This is a genomic window from Enterobacter sp. KBR-315C3_2022, from assembly GCF_041399425.1.
GTDB lineage: Bacteria > Pseudomonadota > Gammaproteobacteria > Enterobacterales > Enterobacteriaceae > Enterobacter.
Map to the genome: position 1 here is coordinate 1 of NZ_JBGKEB010000019.1, position 21,129 is coordinate 21,129.

The 21,129-nt window shown below is 55.9% G+C and carries 20 protein-coding genes; 5 read left to right on the forward strand and 15 right to left on the reverse strand.

The genetic code is table 11. The features are described from left to right. Window positions 1–234 precede the first annotated feature (234 nt). Genes hemG through pepQ form a run of 4 tightly spaced genes read right to left on the reverse strand, consistent with a single transcriptional unit; the run spans window position 235 to window position 4,232 of the window. Entirely contained in the window at window positions 235–786 is a 552-nt protein-coding gene (hemG, locus tag AB8804_RS17700) for a menaquinone-dependent protoporphyrinogen IX dehydrogenase (RefSeq protein ID WP_371188486.1), read from the reverse strand. A gap of 10 nt (window positions 787–796) precedes the next feature. Next, the gene (gene trkH, locus AB8804_RS17705) at window positions 797–2,248 is read right to left on the reverse strand and encodes a Trk system potassium transporter TrkH (protein WP_371188488.1); all 1,452 of its coding nucleotides are present in this window, start codon (window positions 2,246–2,248) and stop codon (window positions 797–799) included. A 38-nt stretch (window positions 2,249–2,286) separates the two neighbouring features. Beyond that, a complete protein-coding gene (locus AB8804_RS17710) occupies window positions 2,287–2,901 on the reverse strand; it encodes an IMPACT family protein (RefSeq protein WP_371188490.1) in 615 nt (204 codons plus the stop codon). Beyond that, window positions 2,901–4,232, reverse strand: coding sequence for a Xaa-Pro dipeptidase (gene pepQ, locus AB8804_RS17715; RefSeq protein WP_371188630.1), 1,332 nt, complete (start codon window positions 4,230–4,232; stop codon window positions 2,901–2,903). Before pepQ ends, AB8804_RS17710 begins: the two co-directional genes overlap by 1 nt. A 190-nt stretch (window positions 4,233–4,422) precedes the next feature. Between pepQ and fadB the strand changes: the two genes are divergently transcribed. Together fadB and fadA are read left to right on the forward strand one after the other, a co-directional pair. After that, the gene (gene fadB / locus AB8804_RS17720) at window positions 4,423–6,612 is read left to right on the forward strand and encodes a fatty acid oxidation complex subunit alpha FadB (RefSeq protein WP_371188492.1); all 2,190 of its coding nucleotides are present in this window, start codon (window positions 4,423–4,425) and stop codon (window positions 6,610–6,612) included. Window positions 6,613–6,621: 9 nt separating this feature from the next. Then, window positions 6,622–7,785 (forward strand): acetyl-CoA C-acyltransferase FadA, encoded by a 1,164-nt coding sequence (gene fadA / locus AB8804_RS17725; protein ID WP_371188494.1) that lies wholly within the window; start codon window positions 6,622–6,624, stop codon window positions 7,783–7,785. Between the two features lie 161 nt (window positions 7,786–7,946). Here the strand turns inward: fadA and fre are convergent, their stop codons facing one another. After that, the gene (fre, locus tag AB8804_RS17730; RefSeq protein WP_371188496.1) at window positions 7,947–8,648 is read right to left on the reverse strand and encodes an NAD(P)H-flavin reductase; all 702 of its coding nucleotides are present in this window, start codon (window positions 8,646–8,648) and stop codon (window positions 7,947–7,949) included. A 30-nt stretch (window positions 8,649–8,678) separates the two neighbouring features. Continuing rightward, window positions 8,679–10,184 carry a 4-hydroxy-3-polyprenylbenzoate decarboxylase gene (gene ubiD, locus AB8804_RS17735; protein ID WP_371188498.1) on the reverse strand — a complete coding sequence of 502 codons (1,506 nt, stop codon included), beginning with the start codon at window positions 10,182–10,184 and terminating at the stop codon, window positions 8,679–8,681. Between the two features lie 170 nt (window positions 10,185–10,354). Between ubiD and rfaH the strand changes: the two genes are divergently transcribed. Beyond that, window positions 10,355–10,846 carry a transcription/translation regulatory transformer protein RfaH gene (gene rfaH, locus AB8804_RS17740; protein ID WP_371188632.1) on the forward strand — a complete coding sequence of 164 codons (492 nt, stop codon included), beginning with the start codon at window positions 10,355–10,357 and terminating at the stop codon, window positions 10,844–10,846. Here the strand turns inward: rfaH and tatD are convergent. The 9 genes from tatD to udp all read right to left on the reverse strand — a co-directional run bounded on the left by tatD (window position 10,843) and on the right by udp (window position 18,752). Further along, the gene (tatD, locus tag AB8804_RS17745) at window positions 10,843–11,625 is read right to left on the reverse strand and encodes a 3'-5' ssDNA/RNA exonuclease TatD (RefSeq protein ID WP_371188500.1); all 783 of its coding nucleotides are present in this window, start codon (window positions 11,623–11,625) and stop codon (window positions 10,843–10,845) included. The genes rfaH and tatD overlap by 4 nt on opposite strands. 41 nt (window positions 11,626–11,666) lie before the next feature. Beyond that, complete coding sequence (gene tatC, locus AB8804_RS17750) at window positions 11,667–12,437, reverse strand: Sec-independent protein translocase subunit TatC (RefSeq protein WP_371188502.1); 771 nt, start codon at window positions 12,435–12,437, stop codon at window positions 11,667–11,669. A gap of 2 nt (window positions 12,438–12,439) precedes the next feature. Continuing rightward, a complete protein-coding gene (gene tatB, locus AB8804_RS17755; protein WP_371188504.1) occupies window positions 12,440–12,982 on the reverse strand; it encodes a Sec-independent protein translocase protein TatB in 543 nt (180 codons plus the stop codon). Window positions 12,983–12,985: 3 nt separating this feature from the next. Next, window positions 12,986–13,240, reverse strand: coding sequence for a Sec-independent protein translocase subunit TatA (tatA, locus tag AB8804_RS17760; protein ID WP_371188506.1), 255 nt, complete (start codon window positions 13,238–13,240; stop codon window positions 12,986–12,988). Window positions 13,241–13,316: 76 nt separating this feature from the next. Continuing rightward, window positions 13,317–14,957 (reverse strand): ubiquinone biosynthesis regulatory protein kinase UbiB, encoded by a 1,641-nt coding sequence (gene ubiB, locus AB8804_RS17765; RefSeq protein ID WP_371188508.1) that lies wholly within the window; start codon window positions 14,955–14,957, stop codon window positions 13,317–13,319. Next, complete coding sequence (gene ubiJ, locus AB8804_RS17770) at window positions 14,954–15,559, reverse strand: ubiquinone biosynthesis protein UbiJ (protein WP_371188510.1); 606 nt, start codon at window positions 15,557–15,559, stop codon at window positions 14,954–14,956. The genes ubiB and ubiJ overlap by 4 nt, the downstream gene beginning before the upstream one ends. 13 nt (window positions 15,560–15,572) lie before the next feature. Then, window positions 15,573–16,328 carry a bifunctional demethylmenaquinone methyltransferase/2-methoxy-6-polyprenyl-1,4-benzoquinol methylase UbiE gene (ubiE, locus tag AB8804_RS17775; protein WP_371188512.1) on the reverse strand — a complete coding sequence of 252 codons (756 nt, stop codon included), beginning with the start codon at window positions 16,326–16,328 and terminating at the stop codon, window positions 15,573–15,575. Window positions 16,329–16,394: 66 nt separating this feature from the next. Then, window positions 16,395–17,852 carry a DNA recombination protein RmuC gene (gene rmuC / locus AB8804_RS17780; RefSeq protein ID WP_371188514.1) on the reverse strand — a complete coding sequence of 486 codons (1,458 nt, stop codon included), beginning with the start codon at window positions 17,850–17,852 and terminating at the stop codon, window positions 16,395–16,397. 138 nt (window positions 17,853–17,990) lie between these two features. Beyond that, complete coding sequence (gene udp / locus AB8804_RS17785; RefSeq protein ID WP_112012606.1) at window positions 17,991–18,752, reverse strand: uridine phosphorylase; 762 nt, start codon at window positions 18,750–18,752, stop codon at window positions 17,991–17,993. Window positions 18,753–19,001: 249 nt separating this feature from the next. Here udp and AB8804_RS17790 point away from each other — a divergent pair, with 249 nt between their 5' ends. Together AB8804_RS17790 and AB8804_RS17795 are read left to right on the forward strand one after the other, a co-directional pair. Continuing rightward, complete coding sequence (locus AB8804_RS17790; RefSeq protein WP_371188517.1) at window positions 19,002–19,808, forward strand: dienelactone hydrolase family protein; 807 nt, start codon at window positions 19,002–19,004, stop codon at window positions 19,806–19,808. Between the two features lie 367 nt (window positions 19,809–20,175). Then, complete coding sequence (locus AB8804_RS17795) at window positions 20,176–20,694, forward strand: DUF2778 domain-containing protein (protein WP_371188519.1); 519 nt, start codon at window positions 20,176–20,178, stop codon at window positions 20,692–20,694. Window positions 20,695–21,129: the final 435 nt, after the last annotated feature.

Consider the following 21,129-nt stretch of genomic DNA (forward strand, 5'->3'; position numbering starts at 1 on the left):
ACACAGATTGTCTGATAAATTGTTAAAGAGCAGTGCCGCTTCGTTTTCTCAGCGACGCGGGGTGTGCATATTACGCTTTCCCGCTTCAGAGTCAAGCATTTAATTTGCTTTCCTCCGCTAACCCGGCGGCCTGTAAGCCGTTGTTCCGTGTCAGTGGAGGCGCATTATAGGGAGTTATTCTGACGTGACAAGCATAAATTTCAAAAAACGTTTCACTCGCTTATTTTTCAGGCATTACGCCTGTTTTGTCCGCGAATCGGTGGTTAATCGCGCAATTTCACGAGCGAAATTCGCAACCTGCGCCCAGTCGGTATAGACCACCTCTTTGCGCGTATCCGTTTCACCGCCCGTCATCTTCATAATCAGGCGGATCATCAAGCGGTCATACCAGCGGTAGCGTGGATAACGGAGCGCGCCCGCAAACACCGCGGACAAATCCGGCTGCCACGGCGAGTTCAGCAAAAACTTGCGCGTATAGCTATTGGTCTGCGGAGTACGCTTCTCCGCTTTCCGCGCCACCAGGTTTACCGAAAAGAATGCGCCGGGTAGCGCATTCAGCACCGCCATATGCTTTTTCACAAAACGATCCAGCGCAGGATGGAAATGCCCATAGCGGATAGATGCGCCAATAACGACGCGGTCATACTCCTGCCAGGGGATGTCTTCAGTACGGTTCAGGTTCACCACGTCCGCATAGATGCCCAGCTCCTTGAGTTCAGAAGCGATACTGGAGGCAATTTCACGCGTTTGCCCGTCTCGGGTAGAGAAAAGAATGAGTGTTTTCACCGACGTCTCCTTACTCGCGCCAGAATGTTGGGGTAAACAGCACCAGCAGCGTAAAGACCTCAAGACGCCCAAACAGCATATTGGCGATTAAGATCCACTTCGCGACCGGGTTCATGCTGGCAAAGTTATCCGCTACTACGCCCAGCCCGGGGCCTAAGTTGTTCAGCGTCGCCACCACGGAGGCAAACGCCGAGAAATCATCCACGCCGGTTGCTATAATGGCCAGCATGCTGACGATAAACACCAGCGCATACGCCGAGAAGAAACCCCATACCGCCTCCAGAATACGTTCCGGCAGCGCGCGGTTCCCCAGCTTGATGCTGTAAACCGCGTTCGGGTGGACCAGGCGCTTGAGCTCGCGGTTCCCCTGCTTGAACAGCAGCAATATGCGAATCACTTTCAGGCCACCGCCCGTCGACCCCGCACAGCCGCCAATAAACGCAGAGCACAGAAGCAGCACCGGCAGGAACAGCGGCCAGCGCGCGATGCTGTCCGTGGTAAAGCCCGCGGTGGTCGCCATCGACACCACCTGGAAGAACGCCTGGTTGAGCGTGGTGACCGCAGAGCTATAAACGTCATGGAACCACAGCACGAGAGTACAGATGATCACCAGCGTCAGTTGGACGCCAATAAACATGCGAAATTCTGGATCGCGCCAGTAAACCTTCAGGCTGCGCCCGCTCAGCAGGGAGAAGTGCAGGCCGTAGTTACAGCCGGAGATCAGCAGGAAGATAGCGATAATGGTATTAATCGTCGGGCTGTCAAAGTAGCCGACGCTGGCATCGTGGGTTGAGAACCCGCCGATGGCGATGGTCGCAAAGCTGTGCCCGATGGCGTCAAACGCGGGCATCCCGGCAAACCACAGCGCCAGCGCGCAGGCGACCGTCAGCAATACGTAGATAAGCCAAAGCGTTTTAGCCGTCTCCGCGATGCGCGGGCGCATTTTGTTATCCTTCAGCGGGCCGGGCATTTCAGCGCGATAAAGCTGCATGCCGCCTACGCCCAGGATTGGCAGGATTGCCACGGCCAGGACGATGATCCCCATACCGCCGAACCACTGCAGCATCTGTCGGTAAAAAAGAATAGCGTGCGGAAGGGAATCCAGCCCCACCAGCGTCGTCGCGCCCGTGGTCGTTAACCCGGAGAAAGACTCAAAGAAAGCGTCGGTAATCGTCAGGTTCGGCTGCTCGGCAAAGATAAAGGGCAGCGCACCCACGCTTCCCAGCACCGTCCAGAACAGCACCACAATCAAAAACCCTTCGCGGGATTTGAGCTCGCCCTTTTCGCGGCGGTTAGGCCACCACAGCAGCGAGCCGATGGTCAGCGCGACAAAAAACGTCTGGGTAAACGCACGCCCCGCACCGTCCCGGTAGATAAGCGCCACCAGCCCGGGGACAATCATCGTCCCGGAAAAGAGTATGACCAGCAGTCCAACGATTCGGGTTATGGCACGAAAATGCATCTCTGCCGCTTCCTTTGGTATTAAAAGTAAGGTGGGGATTATTCTTCAATCGGCAGCAATTGCAACGAACCGCGACTAAAATCCGCCAGTTTTGCTGAAAAAGCAGCCAGCTCAGCCTGAGGAAGCGCCACGCGTAATTGCACCATCGCCTGATATTCACTGTGCGCAATCACGCCGTTGAACTGTTTAAGCAATGACTCAATACCCGATAGCTGAGCGTAATCGCACAATAAAGTATATTCGGTCAGCGGCGTTTTGCGGGTGGTAGTAAGCAGATTGAGCGCCTGCTGGACACCGCCACCGTAGGCTTTGACCAGCCCGCCGGTCCCCAACAAAATGCCGCCGTAGTAGCGAACCACCACGGCGGTAATTTCGCCCACGCCGCTGCCCATTAGCTGGGAGAGCATGGGCTTACCGGCCGTGCCCGCCGGTTCACCGTCATCAGAAAAACCCAGCTGCTGCGAGTCGTTCGGCGGCCCCGCGACCCACGCCACGCAGTGGTGGCGCGCGTCAGGGTGCTGCGCGCGAACGGATTCGACAAACGCTTTTGCTTCCTCAACGCCGTCGGTATGCGCCAACAGCGTGATAAAGCGGCTTTTCTTTATTTCCTCGACGAAGGTGACCGGTTCAGCCGGTATCAGCCAGCTTTCCATCAGGCCAGCTTCAGATCTCGCGTCATGTTCTCAACGCCGTTTTCGTGGATCACCACGTTATCTTCGATACGAATGCCGCCAAACGGTTTAAGCGCCTCAATTTTGTCCCAGTTGAAGTGCTTGCTGAACTCGCCTTCGCGCCACGGCGCCAGCAGGGATTCGATAAAGTAGATGCCCGGCTCGATGGTCAACACCATGCGCGGCGCAAGCACGCGGGTGCAGCGCAGGTACGGATATTTGGACGGAGCCGCGAGGTGCGTCCCGGTATCGTCCTGCATAAAGCCCGCGACGTCGTGAACCTGCAGGCCCAGCGGGTGACCAATGCCGTGCGGCATAAACGGCCCGGTCAGATTGTTCTCGACCATCGCCTCTTCGCTCATGTCCTTCACGATCTGATGCTTACGCAGCAGCTTGGCGATGCGCTGATGGAACTGGATGTGGTAATCCACGTAGCTGGTTCCGGCTTTCATGGTGCCGATAAGCGCCAGCTGTTCGTCGTTCACGTCTTTAATCAGGTGGGCAAAATCGGTATCCGCATTCGCCGCCCAGGTGCGGGTGAGGTCCGCCGCGTATCCGTTGTACTCTGCCCCCGCGTCCAGCAGGAAGCTGCGCATTTCGGACGGCACGTGGTGGTCGAGTTTGGTGTAGTGCAGTACGGACGCGTGCTCGTTCAGCGCCACGATGTTGCTGTAAGGCACGTCGGTGTCGCGGTGTCCGGTTGCGGTCAGGTAGGCCTGGTTGATATCGAACTCGCTCATGCCGGACTGGAACGCCTCGTGCGCCGCGCGATGGCCAATCACGGCCGTTTTTTGCGCTTCACGCATGCAGTACAGCTCGTAATCGGTTTTATACGCACGGTAGTAGTGCAGGTAGTCCAGCACGCCTTTCGGGTTGAGCTTGTCGGCGGGAATATCCAGCCCCAGCGCACGTTCGGCGACCGGGCCAATGTAGGCAATGTTGCCGCGCGCAGCGGGCAGCTGGCTACCAATGCCGTCCGCTTTTGGCAGCGCGATGACATCAATTTCTTCGGTCCAGAAAGAGGTCGGCAGCGGCTCCACGTTATGCCAGTAATCCACCGGCAGGTAGAACCACAGTTTCGGCTTATTCACGCCATCCACCAGCAGCCAGCAGTTAGGGACCTGCGTCACCGGCACCCAGGCCTTGAACTGCGGGTTCACCTTAAACGGGTAGGCGTGGTCGTCCAGAAACGTGTTCATCAGCTCGCCGGAGTGAATTAATAGCGCATCCAGCTTAAAACGGGCCAACACGTCGCGTGTACGTTCCTGTAGGGTAACGATATGATTTTTATAGAGCGAAGCCAGTGAGTCCATCATTCTTCCTTTCGATTTTTTGACCTCAAGTCCTCGCATCTTAGCACACCTCGCTCCGACTGCGTGATCTCCACCAACCGTGATCGGCGCAGCAATTTCTTAATGACTAATTTGCATTTTGTTAACATAAATTCCACACTCGGTCTCATCTGGTATGACCAGATCCCCTTGCTGGATTCAGGAGACTGACATGCTCTACAAAGGCGACACCCTGTACGTAGACTGGCTGGACGATGGCATCGCCGAACTTGTGTTCGATGCCCCCGGCTCAGTGAATAAGCTCGATACCGCGACGGTGGCCAGCCTTGGCCAGGCGCTGGACGTGCTCGAAAAACAATCGGATTTAAAAGGGCTGCTGCTGCGCTCGAACAAAGCGGCCTTTATCGTCGGTGCCGACATCACCGAATTCCTTTCGCTATTCCAGGTACCTGAAGAACAGCTCAGCCAGTGGCTGCACTTTGCCAACAGCGTCTTTAATCGTCTGGAAGATCTGCCGGTTCCGACCGTCTCCGCGGTTAACGGCTACGCGCTGGGCGGCGGCTGCGAATGCGTGCTGGCGACCGACTACCGCCTGGCAACGCCCGACCTGCGCATCGGCCTGCCGGAAACCAAGCTGGGGATCATGCCGGGCTTTGGCGGCTCCGTGCGTATGCCGCGCATGCTGGGTGCCGATAGCGCCCTCGAAATCATTGCCGCAGGTAAGGACGTAGGCGCAGAACAGGCGCAGAAAATTGGCCTGGTCGACGGCGTCGTTAAGCCAGAAAAACTGGTTGAAGGCGCCCTCGCCATACTGCGTCAGGCGATCGGGGGCGAACTCGACTGGAAAGCCAAACGCCAGCCGAAGCTGGAGCCGCTCAAGCTCAGCAAAATTGAAGCCACCATGAGCTTCACCATCGCCAAAGGCATGGTGATGCAGACGGCGGGCAAACACTATCCGGCGCCAATCACCGCCGTTAAGACCATTGAAGCCGCGGCCCGCATGGGGCGCGATGACGCGCTGAAGCTTGAAAACCAGAGCTTTGTTCCGCTGGCGCACACCAATGAAGCGCGCGCGCTGGTTGGCATCTTCCTCAACGATCAGTTCGTGAAAGGAAAAGCCAAACAGCTGACCAAAAGCGTTGAAACGCCAAAACACGCGGCGGTGCTCGGCGCGGGCATTATGGGCGGCGGCATTGCCTACCAGTCCGCCTGGAAAGGCGTCCCGGTGGTGATGAAGGACATCAACGAAAAATCGCTGACGCTCGGCATGACCGAAGCGGCCAAGCTGCTGAATAAACAGCTTGAGCGCGGCAAGATTGACGGGCTTAAGCTCGCGGGCGTGATCTCGACCATCCAGCCAACCCTGGAATACAGCGGGTTTGACCGCGTTGACGTGGTCGTCGAAGCGGTCGTTGAAAATCCGAAAGTTAAAAAAGCCGTGCTGGCCGAGACGGAAGATAAGGTTCGCCCGGAAACCGTGCTGGCCTCAAACACCTCGACTATTCCTATCAGCGAGCTGGCAGGCGTGCTGAAGCGTCCGGAAAACTTCTGCGGCATGCACTTCTTTAATCCGGTGCACCGCATGCCGCTGGTTGAGGTGATTCGCGGGGAGAAAACCTCCGACGAGACCATAGCCAAAGTGGTGGCCTGGGCCAGCAAGATGGGCAAAACGCCGATCGTGGTGAACGACTGCCCGGGGTTCTTCGTTAACCGCGTGCTGTTCCCGTACTTTGCCGGCTTCAGCCAGCTGCTGCGCGACGGCGCGGACTTCCGCAAGATCGATAAGGTGATGGAGAAACAGTTCGGCTGGCCGATGGGCCCGGCCTATCTGCTGGACGTGGTCGGCATCGATACCGCGCACCACGCGCAGGCGGTGATGGCGGCGGGCTTCCCGCTGCGCATGCAGAAAGATTACCGTGACGCGATCGACGCGCTGTTTGACGCCAACCGCTTCGGCCAGAAAAACGGCCTCGGCTTCTGGCGCTATAAGGAAGACAGCAAAGGCAAACCGAAGAAAGAAGAAGATGCCGTGGTCGATGGCCTGCTGGCCGACGTCAGCCAGCCGAAACGCGACTTCTCCGACGACGAAATTATCGCCCGCATGATGATCCCGATGATCAACGAGGTGGTGCGTTGTCTGGAAGAGGGCATTATCGCCAGCCCGGCGGAAGCGGATATGGCGCTGGTCTATGGCCTCGGTTTCCCTCCGTTCCACGGCGGCGCGTTCCGCTGGCTGGATACGCTTGGCAGCGCGCGCTATCTCGACATGGCCCAGCAGTATCAGCACCTCGGCCCGCTTTATAACGTACCGGAAGGCCTGCGTAATAAAGCGCGCCATAACGAACCCTATTATCCAGCGGTTGAGCCAGCCCGTCCGGTTGGCGAGCTGAAAACGGCTTAAGGAGTCACAATGGAACACGTAGTCATTGTTGATGCGATTCGTACCCCGATGGGCCGTTCAAAGGGCGGCGCATTTCGCAACGTGCGCGCGGAAGACCTGTCCGCACACCTGATGCGCAGCCTGCTGGCGCGTAACCCGGCGCTGGACCCCGCCGCCATCGATGATATTTCCTGGGGCTGCGTGCAGCAGACCCTGGAGCAAGGCTTCAATATTGCCCGCAACGCCGCGCTGCTGGCGGAGGTGCCTCACTCCGTTCCGGCCGTCACCGTTAACCGCCTGTGCGGCTCGTCAATGCAGTCATTGCACGATGCGGCGAGGATGATCATGACCGGCGATGCGCAGGTTTGCATGATTGGCGGCGTAGAGCATATGGGCCACGTGCCGATGAGCCACGGCGTGGATTTCCATCCGGGCCTGAGCCGTAACGTCGCAAAGGCCGCGGGCATGATGGGGCTGACCGCCGAAATGCTCGCGCGCATTCACGGCATTAGCCGCGAAATGCAGGATGCCTTCGGCGCGCGCTCTCACGCTCGCGCCTGGGCAGCGACCCAGTCCGGCGCGTTTAAAAACGAGATCGTCCCCACCGGCGGCCACGACGCTGACGGCGTGCTTAAGCAGTTTAGCTACGACGAGGTGATCCGCCCGGAAACCACCGTCGAAGCGCTTTCCACGCTGCGCCCGGCGTTTGACCCCGTGACTGGCACCGTCACGGCGGGTACCTCCTCGGCGCTGTCCGACGGCGCCGCGGCGGTGCTGCTGATGAGCGAAAGCCGCGCCCGCGAGCTGGGCCTCACGCCGCGCGCCCGCATTCGCTCGATGGCGGTTGTCGGCTGCGATCCGTCGATTATGGGTTACGGCCCGGTTCCGGCGTCGAAGCTGGCGCTGAAAAAAGCGGGATTAACCGCTGGCGATATCGACCTGTTCGAGATGAACGAAGCCTTTGCCGCGCAGATCCTGCCGTGCATTAAAGATCTGGGGCTGATGGATCAGATCGACGAGAAGATTAACCTCAACGGCGGCGCGATTGCGCTCGGCCACCCGCTGGGCTGCTCCGGGGCGCGTATTAGCACCACGCTGCTCAACCTGATGGAACGCAAAGACGCCCAGTTTGGTCTGGCAACGATGTGTATCGGGTTGGGTCAGGGGATCGCAACGGTGTTTGAAAGGGTATAAGGCTATAACGTAGGCCCGATAAGCATCGCGCCATCGGGCTTTTGCCGGGAGGCGCTGCGCTTTCCCGGCCTACGAAAAGTATCTCACTGCCAGTGGCGTCATTGGCGAAGAGAGACAGTTTAGTTGCCGTTCTTCCCGCCTGTCAGGGGCGGGTTTTTTATTTAGATAAACGCAAACGCATCGCCGAACAGGCGATCTTCACGCGCGCCGCGCTCGTTGCAGAACAGGTCGCGGGCAATTTTCGCCATCTCAAAACGTCCGGCAATGTAGATATCGTGTCCCGCCAGCGTGCCGTAGTCCTGCAGTACCGCCGTTAATACCGTACCGCTGCGCCCGCGCCAGCCCTCTTCCGGCTGTTCAACCACCGGCTCGATGCGCAGGTTCGGATGGTTCACGCTCAGCGCTTCCAGCTCGGACAGGTCATAGAGGTGTTTTTCCTCACGACCGCCCCAGTAGATGGTGATATCGCGATTCGGATTGCGCGCCAGCGCCGTAAGCAGAATCGAGCGCACGTAAGAGAAGCCGGTGCCGCCAGCAATCAGGATCAGCGGACGGTCTTCGTCATCGCGCAGCCAGGCTTCACCGTGAGGAATATCGACCACGATTTCACGTTCTTTCAGGATGCGGTCCATCACGGCCATCGCATAGAGATTAAGCTCAGACGCCCCAATATGAAGCTCAATAAATTCCTGCTCTGCTGGCGTCGAGGCCATAGAGAAAGGACGCTTATCACGCTCGTCCATCACCACCATCAAATACTGGCCAGCGCGGAAAGAGAACGCCGCTTCTGGCACTAAACGGACGCGATATACGGTGTCGGTGATAGCATCTACCGAGGTCACTTTACAGCTTAAGGTTGTCATTCGCTCTCTCTGTCGGGAAGTCTATAGGGCTTAACGGTCAGTCTCTGGCTTACCGTTACTCATTATGGCCAACTCGTCCCAGATCGCGTCTATTCGCGCGATCACGGCAGGATCTTTTTTGATCGGGCGGCCCCATTCACGCTCGGTTTCGCCTGGCCATTTGTTCGTGGCATCCAGTCCCATTTTTGAGCCAAGCCCGGAAACCGGCGAGGCAAAGTCCAGATAATCTATCGGCGTATTTTCGACTAACACCGTATCACGCGCCGGATCCATGCGCGTGGTGATAGCCCAGATGACGTCGTTCCAGTCGCGGGCGTTGACGTCATCATCGCAGACAATCACAAATTTGGTATACATAAACTGGCGCAGGAAAGACCAGACGCCCATCATGACGCGTTTCGCGTGGCCCGCGTACTGCTTTTTCATCGTCACTACCGCCAGGCGATAGGAACATCCTTCCGGCGGCAGATAGAAATCAACAATTTCCGGGAACTGCTTTTGCAGGATCGGAACAAACACCTCGTTCAGCGCCACGCCCAGTACGGCCGGTTCATCCGGTGGACGGCCGGTGTAGGTGGAGTGGTAAATCGCATCTTCACGTCGGGTAATGTGCGTGACGGTAAACACCGGGAAATTATCGACTTCATTGTAATAGCCGGTGTGGTCGCCGTACGGCCCTTCCGGCGCCAGCTCGCCCTGTTCGATATAACCTTCAAGGACAATTTCAGCGCTGGCCGGAACTTCCAGATCATTGGAAACGCACTTCACTACTTCGGTTTTCGTGCCGCGCAGCAGCCCGGCAAAGGCATATTCTGACAGGGTATCGGGAACCGGCGTGACCGCGCCCAGAATCGTTGCCGGATCGGCGCCCAGCGCCACGGAGACGGGGAAACGCTCGCCGGGATGCGCCGCACACCACTCCTGGAAATCCAGCGCGCCGCCGCGATGCGACAGCCAGCGCATGATGAGTTTGTTTTTACCGATCAGCTGCTGGCGATAGATGCCGAGGTTCTGCCGCTCCTTATGCGGACCGCGCGTCACGGTCAGGCCCCAGGTAATGAGCGGCGCGGCGTCTTCAGGCCAGCACTGCATAATTGGAATTTGAGTCAGATCGACCGCATCGCCTTCCAGCACTTTCTGCTGGCATGGCGCGCCGCGCAGGCGTTTGGTAGGCATGTTCAACACCTGCTTAAACTGCGGCAGCTTGTCGAACAGATCGCGAAAGCCCTTAGGCGGCTCCGGCTCTTTCAGAAAGGCCAGCAGCTTGCCGACTTCACGTAACGCCGTGACATCCTCTTGCCCCATGCCCATCGCCACGCGTCGCGGCGTGCCAAACAGGTTGCACAGCACCGGCATTGAGTAGCCTTTCGGGTTTTCAAACAGCAGAGCCGGGCCACCGGCACGCAGGGTGCGGTCGGCAATTTCTGTCATTTCCAGGTAAGGATCAACAGGTAGCGTAATGCGTTTGAGTTCGCCCTGCTTTTCCAGCAGCGCCAGGAAGTCGCGAAGATCGTGATATTTCATGCAGTTAGTCATGGCCTCTCTGTAAGCGCTTCATTATACGGCGTAAGGCGGCGTGATGCTGTAATTTTGTTAAATTAGCGTGAACTACCGCGGCTTACTCCGCTGACGGCCAGGATAATCACCTTAGCGATCCCGCCGGGTTTTTGGTATGCTTGCGCCCCGAACCAAGGGAAAAAGTGATTATGCAGGCCTGGTATTTACTGTATTGCAAACGCGGCCAACTTCAGCGCGCGCAGGAACATCTTGAACGTCAGTCTGTCAATTGCCTGACGCCCGTTATCACGCTTGAAAAAATCCAGCGTGGGAAGCGTACTACCGTCAGCGAACCGCTTTTTCCCAACTACCTGTTCGTCGAGTTCGACCCGGAAGTTATCCACACTACGACCATCAGCGCCACGCGCGGCGTCAGCCATTTCGTGCGCTTTGGTACGCAACCGGCGACGGTTCCGTCAAAGGTTATCCATCAACTTTCTGTCTATCAACAGCCCGAGGACATTACCGATCCTGACACGCCTTATGAAGGCGACAGCGTGGTGATTACCGAAGGTGCGTTCGAAGGACTGCAGGCCATCTTTTCCGAGCCGGACGGCGAAGCGCGCTCTATGCTGCTGCTTAATCTGCTCAACAAGCAGGTGCTGCAGAGCGTCAAGAACACCGACTTCCGCAAAGTTTAAAATTGCACGCCGAACAGGCGGCGCACGTTTTCATCCGTTTGCGCTGCCAGCTGCTGCACGTCTTCTCCGCGCCAGTGCGCGACGCGCTCGACAATATGCTCCAGATACGCCGGTTCATTGCGTCGGGATGCAGGCTTAGGCTTCATGTCTCGCGGCAGCAGATAGGGTGCATCGGTTTCGATTAATAGCCGCTCGGCCGGAATAGCGGGCAGCAGTTCGCGGAGTTCCAGCCCGCGGCGTTCATCGCAGACCCAGCCCGTAATCCCCAGATAAAGCCCCCGCTTCAGGCAATCCTGCGCCTCCTGATATGAACCGGTGAAGCAGTGCAGCACCGCGCCGGGCAGTTTATCGAGCCACGGATCCAGCAGCGCCAGAAAACGCTCGTGCGCGTCGCGACAGTGCATAAACACCGGCATCCCCAGCTCTGCCGCCAGCGTAAGCTGCGCGATAAAGGCGTATTCCTGCTCCTGAGGCGTCGAGAAGTTGCGGTTAAAATCCAGCCCGCACTCACCGATCGCCACCACTTCTGGCGTGTCTGCCAGCGCGCGGAGCGCTTCCGCACTTTCGTTCGTCCACTGGCTGCTGTCATGCGGATGCACGCCCGCGGTTGACCAGCAGCGCGCATAGCGATGCGCCATCTGCTGCGCCTGTTCGCTTTCGTGAAGATTGGTGCCGGTCAGTAACAGCCCCTTCACGCCTGCGTCAAACGCGCGCGCCACAACCTCATCGCGATCGTTATCAAACTGCGAGCTGGTCAGATTGAGCCCGATATCAAACATGCTGGTCCCCATATGACAACCGCCCTGACGGGCGGCTGGAATTATTCTTCGGTGGTCTTTTCAGACTCGTCGTCTTCGTCGTTCTGCCGACGCCCTTTACCCACATAGAAACGGGAGAAGAAGACCCCCACTTCAAACAGGCAGTACATCGGAATAGCCAATAGCGTTTGCGAGAAGACGTCCGGCGGCGTCAGCAGCATACCGACCACGAACGCGCCAACCAGGATATACGGACGCTTTTTGCGCAGGTCGTCAGGCGTGGTCACGCCCACCCAGCAAAGCAGCACAATCGCCACCGGCACTTCAAACGCCACGCCGAAAGCCATAAACAGCGCCATGACGAAGCTAAGGTAGCTTGCGATGTCGGTCGAGACCTGCACCCCAACTGGCGCCGTGTGCGTCAGAAAGCCAAAGGCCAGCGGGAACACCACGAAGTAGGCAAACGCCATGCCGATGTAGAACAGCAGGGAGCTGGACACCAGCAGCGGGATTACCAGCTTGCGCTCGTGTCTGTACAGTGCGGGCGCCACAAACGCCCACACCTGATACAGAATGACCGGGGCAGAGGCAATCAGCGACACCCAAAACGTCAGCTTAATCGGGGTAAAGAACGGTGAAGCAACATCCGTTGCAATCATCGTCGCACCCAGCGGCATCTGTTTAATCAGCGGCGCGGAGACAACCTGGTAGATATCGTTGGCGAAATAGACCAGGCACAGGAAAATGAGGAAAACTGCAATAATGCAGTTTAACAGGCGCTTACGCAGCTCAATAAGATGCGTAATAAGCGGTTGAGTATCATCTACTGCCATGGCTACGCTTTATCACTCGACGTGGGGGATGATTCGGAAACGGGCGCTGCGGGTTTGGCTTCAGCCGTTTTGCCGACGGCCTCTTCCGGCTCCACCTGTTTTTTCAGTTCAGATTCCTGCGGCGTCTGTTCCGGCGCATCGGCCTGATGCTCCGCGCTGGCAGGCGTGACGCCCTCTCGCTGCGCTTCGCTGTTCTTCACCACCGGGTTATGGATGGTGTTAGCTTCATCGCTCGCTTTTTCAGGATCGTTAACGCTGTAGGAACGCTTCATGGATTCAGCCGCTTCGCGCAGTTCATCCATTGAGGCTTTCAGCTCCGGCGTCAGGTTATCCATGCTCGCCTTCTCAACTTTTTTCAGGCTGTCCTGAAATTCCTGAAGCTTCAGCTCTTGCGCCAGCTCGTTCTGTACGGTGGTTGCCAGCGAGCGAAGCGCGCGCACCCAACCCACCACGGTTTTCACCGCAACAGGCAAACGCTGGGGCCCAAGCACAATCAGGCCAATCACGAAGACCAACAGCAGCTCACCAAAACCAATATCGAACACGAATTACACCTGCTCTTTATCGTGGCGTTTAGCGTCTTCCTTTTTGGCTTCATCCTGCTTGTCGGCGATAGATTTAGCAGTAAAGTCAGCGTCCTGGCCGGATTTATCCTGCTTATTCTCATCATCGCCCATGGCTTTCTTAAAGCCTTTAATCGATGCACCAAGGTCGGAGCCAATAGAGCCGAGTTTCTTCGTGCCAAACAGCAGCACGACGATGACGGCAATAATGACCAATTGCCAGATACTGATACCACCCATACATATTCCTCAGTGATAGATGATTAATTAATCAAATCGCATTATACGTATGCGACCTTGTGATAGCGATGCAATTTCAGCGCGTTTTTCTCCAACCCGCGAGCCAGACAACAACACCTCCGGCCATCAGCCAGGCGGGCATCATTTCCCAGTCAGGCCGGTTGATCAGCAGTAACGTTCCGCTTAGCAGCAGCGTGGCGCCAATACCGAAGAGATAGCGCGACTGCCCCTGGCGAACGCGACTAGCCTGTAACTCGGTGGCGATTTTATCCATGCTGTGCTGAAGGTTCTTGCTCTGACGCAAACTGTCGTAAACCAGTTCAGGGATTTCAGGCATTTTTTCGATCCAGAACGGTGCTTTCTCCTTAAACGAGCGCACCAGCGCCGGAATACCGACCTGATCCTTAATCCAGGATTCGAGGAATGGCTTCGCCGTTTTCCACAAGTCTAACTGAGGATAGAGCTGGCGGCCTACGCCCTCAACGTAAAGTAATGTTTTCTGAAGTAAAACTAATTGCGGCTGGACTTCCATATTGAAGCGGCGCGCGGTGTTGAAAAGGTTCAGCAGAACGTGGCCAAACGAGATCTCTGACAGCGGCTTTTCAAAAATCGGCTCGCACACCGTGCGGATAGCAAACTCGAACTCTTCAACGTTGGTGTCCGGCGGAACCCAGCCGGAGTCAACGTGCAGCTCGGCCACCTTGCGGTAGTCGCGGTTGAAGAAGGCAATAAAGTTTTCAGCAAGGTAGCGCTTATCTTCTTTATTCAGCGAGCCGACAATACCGCAGTCGATGCCGATGTATTTCGGGTTTTCCGGGTGTTCATAACTGACGAAAATATTGCCCGGGTGCATATCCGCATGGAAAAAGCTGTCGCGGAATACCTGGGTAAAGAAGACCTGCACGCCGCGCTCGGCCAGCAGCTTCATGTTGGTACCCTGCTTTTCCAGCGCCATCACGTCAGATACCGGAATGCCGTAGATGCGTTCCATGACCATCATATTCTGGCTGCAGTAGTCGGAGTAGACTTCAGGAACGTACAGCATGGGGCTGTCTTCGAAGTTGCGTCGCAGCTGGATCGCGTTGGCTGATTCTCGCAGCAGGTTCAGCTCGTCAATGAGCGTTTTTTCATACTCACGCACCACTTCCACAGGACGCAAACGTCGTCCATCGGGCAGCAGGCGCGGCACCCAGCGGGCCAGACGGTAGATCAGCTTCATGTCCGCTTTGATGACCGGCAGAATATCCGGACGGATCACCTTGATCACCACCTCTTTGCCGTTCTCTTTCAGCCGGGCGGTGTGGACCTGAGCGATTGACGCGGATGCCAGCGGTTTGATATCGAAATCATCAAACCAGGTATCAACGGGAATGTTGCCCATCGCCTCTTCGATCTGTTTCTTCGCTCTTTCCCCGTCAAACGGGGCGACCCGGTCCTGCAGCATTGCCAGTTCATCGGCAATTTGCGGCGGAAAGAGATCGCGGCGGGTAGACAGCATCTGGCCAAACTTGATCCATACCGGGCCAAGCTCCTGCAGCGCAAGACGCAGGCGTTCGCCTAACGGCTGATCTTTGTGGCGGTTTGGCATCCAGAATAACATCCGCCGCCAGATGCGAAGCGGCAGCGTAATACGCATTTTGGGGATAAGCTCGTCGAGCCCGTAACTCAAAAAGGTGCGGATGATAAAATAGAGGCGCCGAATTTCACCAGGCGTCATTTGCCCTCCAGTTTTTCCAGCCGTTTGGTCAATGCATCGGTCGCGCGCTCAACGGCGGCGGTTTCTTCAGCAAACCACGCTACTTCAAGCGGTCCTGGCGCCATGCGCCACTCTTCGGTTAACACTTCAGCCGCGTAACGCTGCTGTCGCTGCAGGCTTTTACGCAGGAACGTCGTACCGCCGTGGACCGCTTTGCTGATACCTTCAGCAGCGATATCGCCGATATAGGGGGCAAGCAGCTCTGCCGGATCGAACTCCGCCAGATCGCTGAGCGCAACGAAGTTCTGTACCACCTGGATATCGCCCTCAACCTGCAACTCACCGCTGCGGATCAGCGCCGTCAGCTGCTGGCGGTCGCGCAGTTTTGGCAGCACGCTCATGCGGGTGATAACGGAGCAGTCGGCTTCACCTTCCCACTCGCCCAGCACGTCGAGCTGACGCTCGCTGAAGACCAGCACAAGCGGCGTCGAAAACTCGCTTAACGAAATGCGTAACACCTTTCCGTTGAGGCGCTGGCGCGCGGACTTTAACGCTGGCGCACGGTACAGGAAGGCATTAAGCACATTCTCGATGCCTGCGGTGACTAAGGGTTTAAAGGGCACAGGAGACCTCCACTCAGAACTTATAACCGCGATGCAGCGCAACGACACCCGCCGTCATGTTGAAATATTCAACGTTTTCAAATTCTGCATCCTGCATCATCGCTTTCAGGGTGTCCTGATCCGGGTGCATACGGATGGATTCCGCCAGATAGCGATAGCTCTCCGCGTCGTTTGCCACCAGCTCGCCGATGCGCGGCAGCACATGGAACGAATAGGCGTCGTAGGCTTTGCTCAGCGGATCGATAATCGGTTTTGAAAATTCCAGCACCAGCAGGCGTCCGCCGGGCTTAAGCACGCGATACATGGAGCGCAGCGCTTTGTCTTTATCGGTAACGTTACGCAGGCCGAACGATATGGTGATGCAGTCGAAGGTGTTATCCGGGAACGGCAGCGCTTCGGCGTTTGCCTGCACATACTCCACGTTGCCTACTACGCCAATGTTACGCAGCTTTTCGCGTCCCATTTTCAGCATGGAGTCATTGATATCTGCCAGAACAACGCGGCCGGTTTCTCCCACCAGACGGGAAAATTTCGCCGTCAGGTCGCCCGTGCCGCCCGCCAGGTCCAGTACCGTTTGCCCGCGACGCACGCCGCTGCAGTCAATGGTGAAGCGCTTCCACAAGCGATGAATGCCGAACGACATCAGGTCATTCATTACATCGTACTTCGCCGCCACGGAATGAAATACGTGGGCCACCATGTCTGCCTTCTGCGCCTTGGCGACAGTCTGAAAGCCAAAGTGCGTCGTGTCTTGTGATTCTTCAACCATCTCAGAGCCTGCTTATCAGTAAAATGTTTGTGAAGTGTAACAGATTGGGCGCGTTTGCCCTACGATTCAACCGCCGCGAACGTAACGTTCATGAGAGGCATCTGGTGGAAAATTCGCCGCTAAGTCGTTGTCTTCAGCGCCTGTTTTTTGATCGTCAGAGGCTTCACGCAGCCGGAACTCTTCATCCTGCGCCGTCGCCTGCTCCACCAGTTCCGGATTAATCTCGCGTTTCACTTCCACCCCCAGGCTACGAAATGCCTCAGCCTGCGCCAACAGATTACCGCGGCCGGAAGAGAGCTTTTTCATTGCCTGGCGGTAGTTATCCTGCGCGCGATCCAGGCTTTGCCCAACGGAGGACATGTCGTCCACGAACAGGCGCATTTTGTCGTACAGCTTGCTGGCGCGATCGGCGATCTGCTGCGCGTTACGGCTCTGGTGCTCGTAGCGCCAGAGATTCGCAATGGTGCGCAGGGCCACCAGCAGCGTAGTCGGGCTGACCAGCATAATGTTATTTCGCAACGCTTCGGTAATCAGTTCGGGCTGTATGTCGAGCGCCAGCAGAAACGCGGGCTCTACCGGAATAAACATCAGCACGTAATCTAACGAGCGCAGGCCCGGGAGCTGTTGATAGTCTTTGCGGCCCAGCAGGCGAATGTGGTTACGCACGGAGGCAATATGCTCCTGCAGCGCCGCCTCGCGGGTATAGTCGTCCTCCGCATTGAAGTAGCGCTCGTAGGCAACCAGCGTCATTTTGGCATCGATCACCACGTCCTTGCCCTGTGGCAGACGCACGATCACGTCAGGTTGCATGCGCGAGCGGGCGTCGTTTTCGATACTCACCTGGGTTTCGTATTCATATCCTTCGCGCAGGCCGGAAGCTTCGAGCACGCGCGTCAGCACCACTTCGCCCCAGTTGCCCTGCGTTTTATTGTCGCCTTTAAGCGCGCGCGTCAGGTTAACCGCCTCCTGCGCCATCTGCGCATTCAGCTGCTGGAGATTGCGGATCTCATGCGCCAGCGTGTGGCGCTCGCGCGCTTCCTGGCCAAAGCTGTCCTGCACCTGACGGCGAAAACCGTCCAGCTGCTCGCGCAGCGGCGTTAACAGCCCATTCAGGCTCTGACGATTTTGTTCGTCAACGCGCCGGTTGCTCTGCTCAAATATTCGGTTGGCGAGGTTCTCAAACTGTTCGCTCAGGCGCTGTTCGCTGTTGATCATCTGGCGAATTTTGTCTTCGGCGTGCAGCTGCGTGGATTCGAGGCGGGTGGTGACTTCACGGAGATCGGCCTCCAGCGATGTGTTGATATCGCGAAGGTTTCGCAGTTCGTTGTTGAGCAACTCGCACTCGTCTCGCCAGTGGGCACTTTGCGCAAGCTGTTGTTTTGTCGCGCTTAGCTCCGCAACGATCTCTTCTCGCTCTGCAAGCTGGTCGGCTTTTTGCTGCGCGTGCTGATAGCTGGAGATCAGCCAGCCAACGCCTGCGCCCACCAGCGCTATCACCGCATAAATCAGGAATGAGATGTCCACAATGCCCCCTGCATCAACGTATTACCCGCAAGATAGAATTGTGCTGTATAAACGTCCAGTTTGAAAGGGTTTTCCTGCGAGGCGCTACGCAAAAAAGAAAAGGCCGAACGTGTCGGCCTTATATCTCAGAAGAGAGGGTTAGATCAGGCGGCGAGCCGCTTCTACCACAATTTTCACCGCATGACTTTCAGTCTGCTTCATGGTTTCAGCGTTCGGGATCTCCTGCTGGGTGCGGTTAACGATGACGCCCGCCACCATACCGGCACGCAGACCCTGGCTTGCGCACATTGTCAGCAACGTGGCTGATTCCATTTCATAGTTCATCACGCCCATGGACTGCCACTCTTCCATAGAGCCTTTGAAGCGGCTGACCACGCGGCCAGAGAAGGTGTCGTAACGCTCCTGGCCCGGGTAGAAGGTATCGGAGGAGGCGGTTACGCCCACGTGGGTGGTTGCACCCACGGATTTCGCGGCCTCAACCAGCGCGGTTGTACAGGCGAAGTCCGCTACTGCCGGGAATTCCATCGGCGCGAAGTGCAGGCTTGCCCCATCCAGACGCACGGATGCGGTCGTCACCAGCACGTCACCCACGTTGATGTGCGGCTGAATAGCGCCCGTTGTACCGATACGCAGGAAAGTACGAATGCCCAGCTGCGCCAGTTCCTCAACGGCAATAGAGGTAGACGGGCCACCGATGCCGGTAGAACACACGATCACCGCTTTGCCATCCAGCTCTGCGCGCCAGGTGGTGAACTCGCGATGGGCTGCCAGCTTAACCGGCTTATCCATCAGCGCGGCGATCTTTTCCACACGCTCAGGATCGCCCGGGACGATGGCAAGCGTAGCCCCTTGTAAATCGTTTTTAGTGAGGCCGAGATGAAAAACATCAGACTTAGACATAGGTGACTCCTCTGTGGGTCGGTTAGTCAGAAGAAGCAAAACGGTACTTTACAGAAGCGATACGCATAATTTCGTGATGAATCTCACCATGAATGAAAATGATTGCAGTGATTTTCCATAAAAAGGTGATTTACATCACATTAACAAGTTATATCGTCGCGTGTTGCACAAAAGATAGACCGTTTCGGGCAGTGTGGGTTGTTATCTTGAGGTCTATATTTATATGCACTTACGGGTACGGAGAATACCATGACTCAGAAAACCAATTTTGCACCTGCCGCCGCCCCGCATGCTTCAACCATTGTTTCTACTTCTGAAGAAGCCATCGTGGCGGGTGAGACCTCCATTCCCTCGCAGGGGGAGAATATGCCCGCCTTTCACGCGCGGCCTGAATCTGCCGACGGCCCGCTGCCGATCGTGATTGTGGTTCAGGAGATTTTCGGCGTTCATGAACACATCCGCGACCTCTGCCGCCGCCTGGCGAAGGAAGGCTACCTGGCCGTGGCGCCGGAGCTCTATTTCCGTCAGGGCGATCCGAATGATTACAGCGATATCCCCACCCTGTTCAGCAATCTGGTGAGCAAAGTGCCTGACGCGCAGGTGCTGGCGGATCTTGACCACGTAGCAAGCTGGGCGGCACGCAACGGCGGCGATCCGCACCGCTTAATGGTGACCGGCTTCTGCTGGGGCGGGCGCATTAGCTGGCTGTATGCTGCGCACAATCCGCAGCTGAAGGCCGCCGTTGCCTGGTACGGCAAGCTGGTGGGTGAAAAGACGCTGAACTCGCCTGAGCATCCTGTTGATATCGCAACCGATCTTAACGCACCGGTTCTGGGACTGTATGGCGGGCAGGATACGGGCATTCCGCTCGACACCGTGGAGACCATGCGCCACGCGCTGCGCGCCGCTAACGCAAAGGCGGAAATAGTGGTTTATCCGGATGCCGGGCACGCGTTTAACGCCGACTACCGGCCAAGCTATCACGAAGAGTCGGCCAAAGACGGCTGGCAGAGGATGCTGGCGTGGTTTAGCCAGTACGGTGGCAAGAAAGCCTAATAGCAATAAGCCCGGTGGCGGCGACGCCTTACCGGGCCTACTACGGTTGAAAAAACAATATCCCCACAGGCTTGTGCCTAAAAGATATATCTTTTATGGAAGAAAACATTGCTCCTGGATAATTTTTTGAGCGCTATCTGCAAACGATAAATAATATAAAAGAATAGATTATCTAACGCACCATATTCATTTGATGAATGAAATTCAGCGGTAAATATATCATATTTATTTCATACGCAATAAACAACGCACTAAGCTCAATTTAAATATCATTAGCAAAAAATGCCTCATTTAAAATATATCCTTTTGCGCGCCAAAACGAAGAGTACGATACGTCATCGACAAAATAAGCAAGAAATAAAACAGTATGGCTTTACATGGAACATTTCATATCAATAGCGCTGATTTCTCACCGCTGATTTTTCCGGGAGTCGGCACTTTTCTGGCATTCTCCGGGGATGGAATATATCGTAACAAAGGCACCTGTGGTATGAAACCAAAGGTTGGCCCCATTCCCACAGGCAAATATTGGATTGTAGATCGTCCCGAGGGGGGAATAAGATCGCAACTCGTTGCAGGCATTAAGGATTCCTGGAACCAGTATAAAAAAGGCGCAACGTTTACACACAACGAGTGGTTCGCATTATGGCGAGATGATTGGGGAATTGACGATTACACGTGGATTGAAAACGTCAAAAGGGGGAACTTTCGTTTACACCCGGGTACGCTATCTGAAGGCTGTATTACGCTTCCCCATGATACAGACTTCTCGACATTACGTAATGCCCTATTAAGAACGAATCAAATTGATGTTCCATGTCAAAGGAATTTAAAAACCTACGGTACAATTGAGGTCGTTACATCATATGGCAACACATGCCCTTAATTTATTTTTTAAGATATGTATATTCATGCTGGTAATGTGGATGGTGTCATTCATTCCATATGATGAAGGTGTTAATACAGCCATTTGTCAATATATTGGCTTTGATACTGCACACAAAATCACATTCTTTATTCTTGGTGAGACAGATCCAGAACCGCGAGACTCACTCGCAGAGTATTGCTACATAATCATTAATACGATCATCAGCGTACCCTGTTTCAGTGTAGTAATATCGATCATCAATGGTAAAAATTTCAATAAGCCGTACTGCTTTTTGAAAACCCTGGGCAAATCCATAATCCGAAGATATTTCAAAATAATTATCTATACTTTTATGTTTTGGTTAAGCCTGCGATTTATGCCTTATGAAAAATTGGCTCATGAAAATACCAGTACCACATCTCTACTGCTGATCATTATCTTCAACTTGTTAAT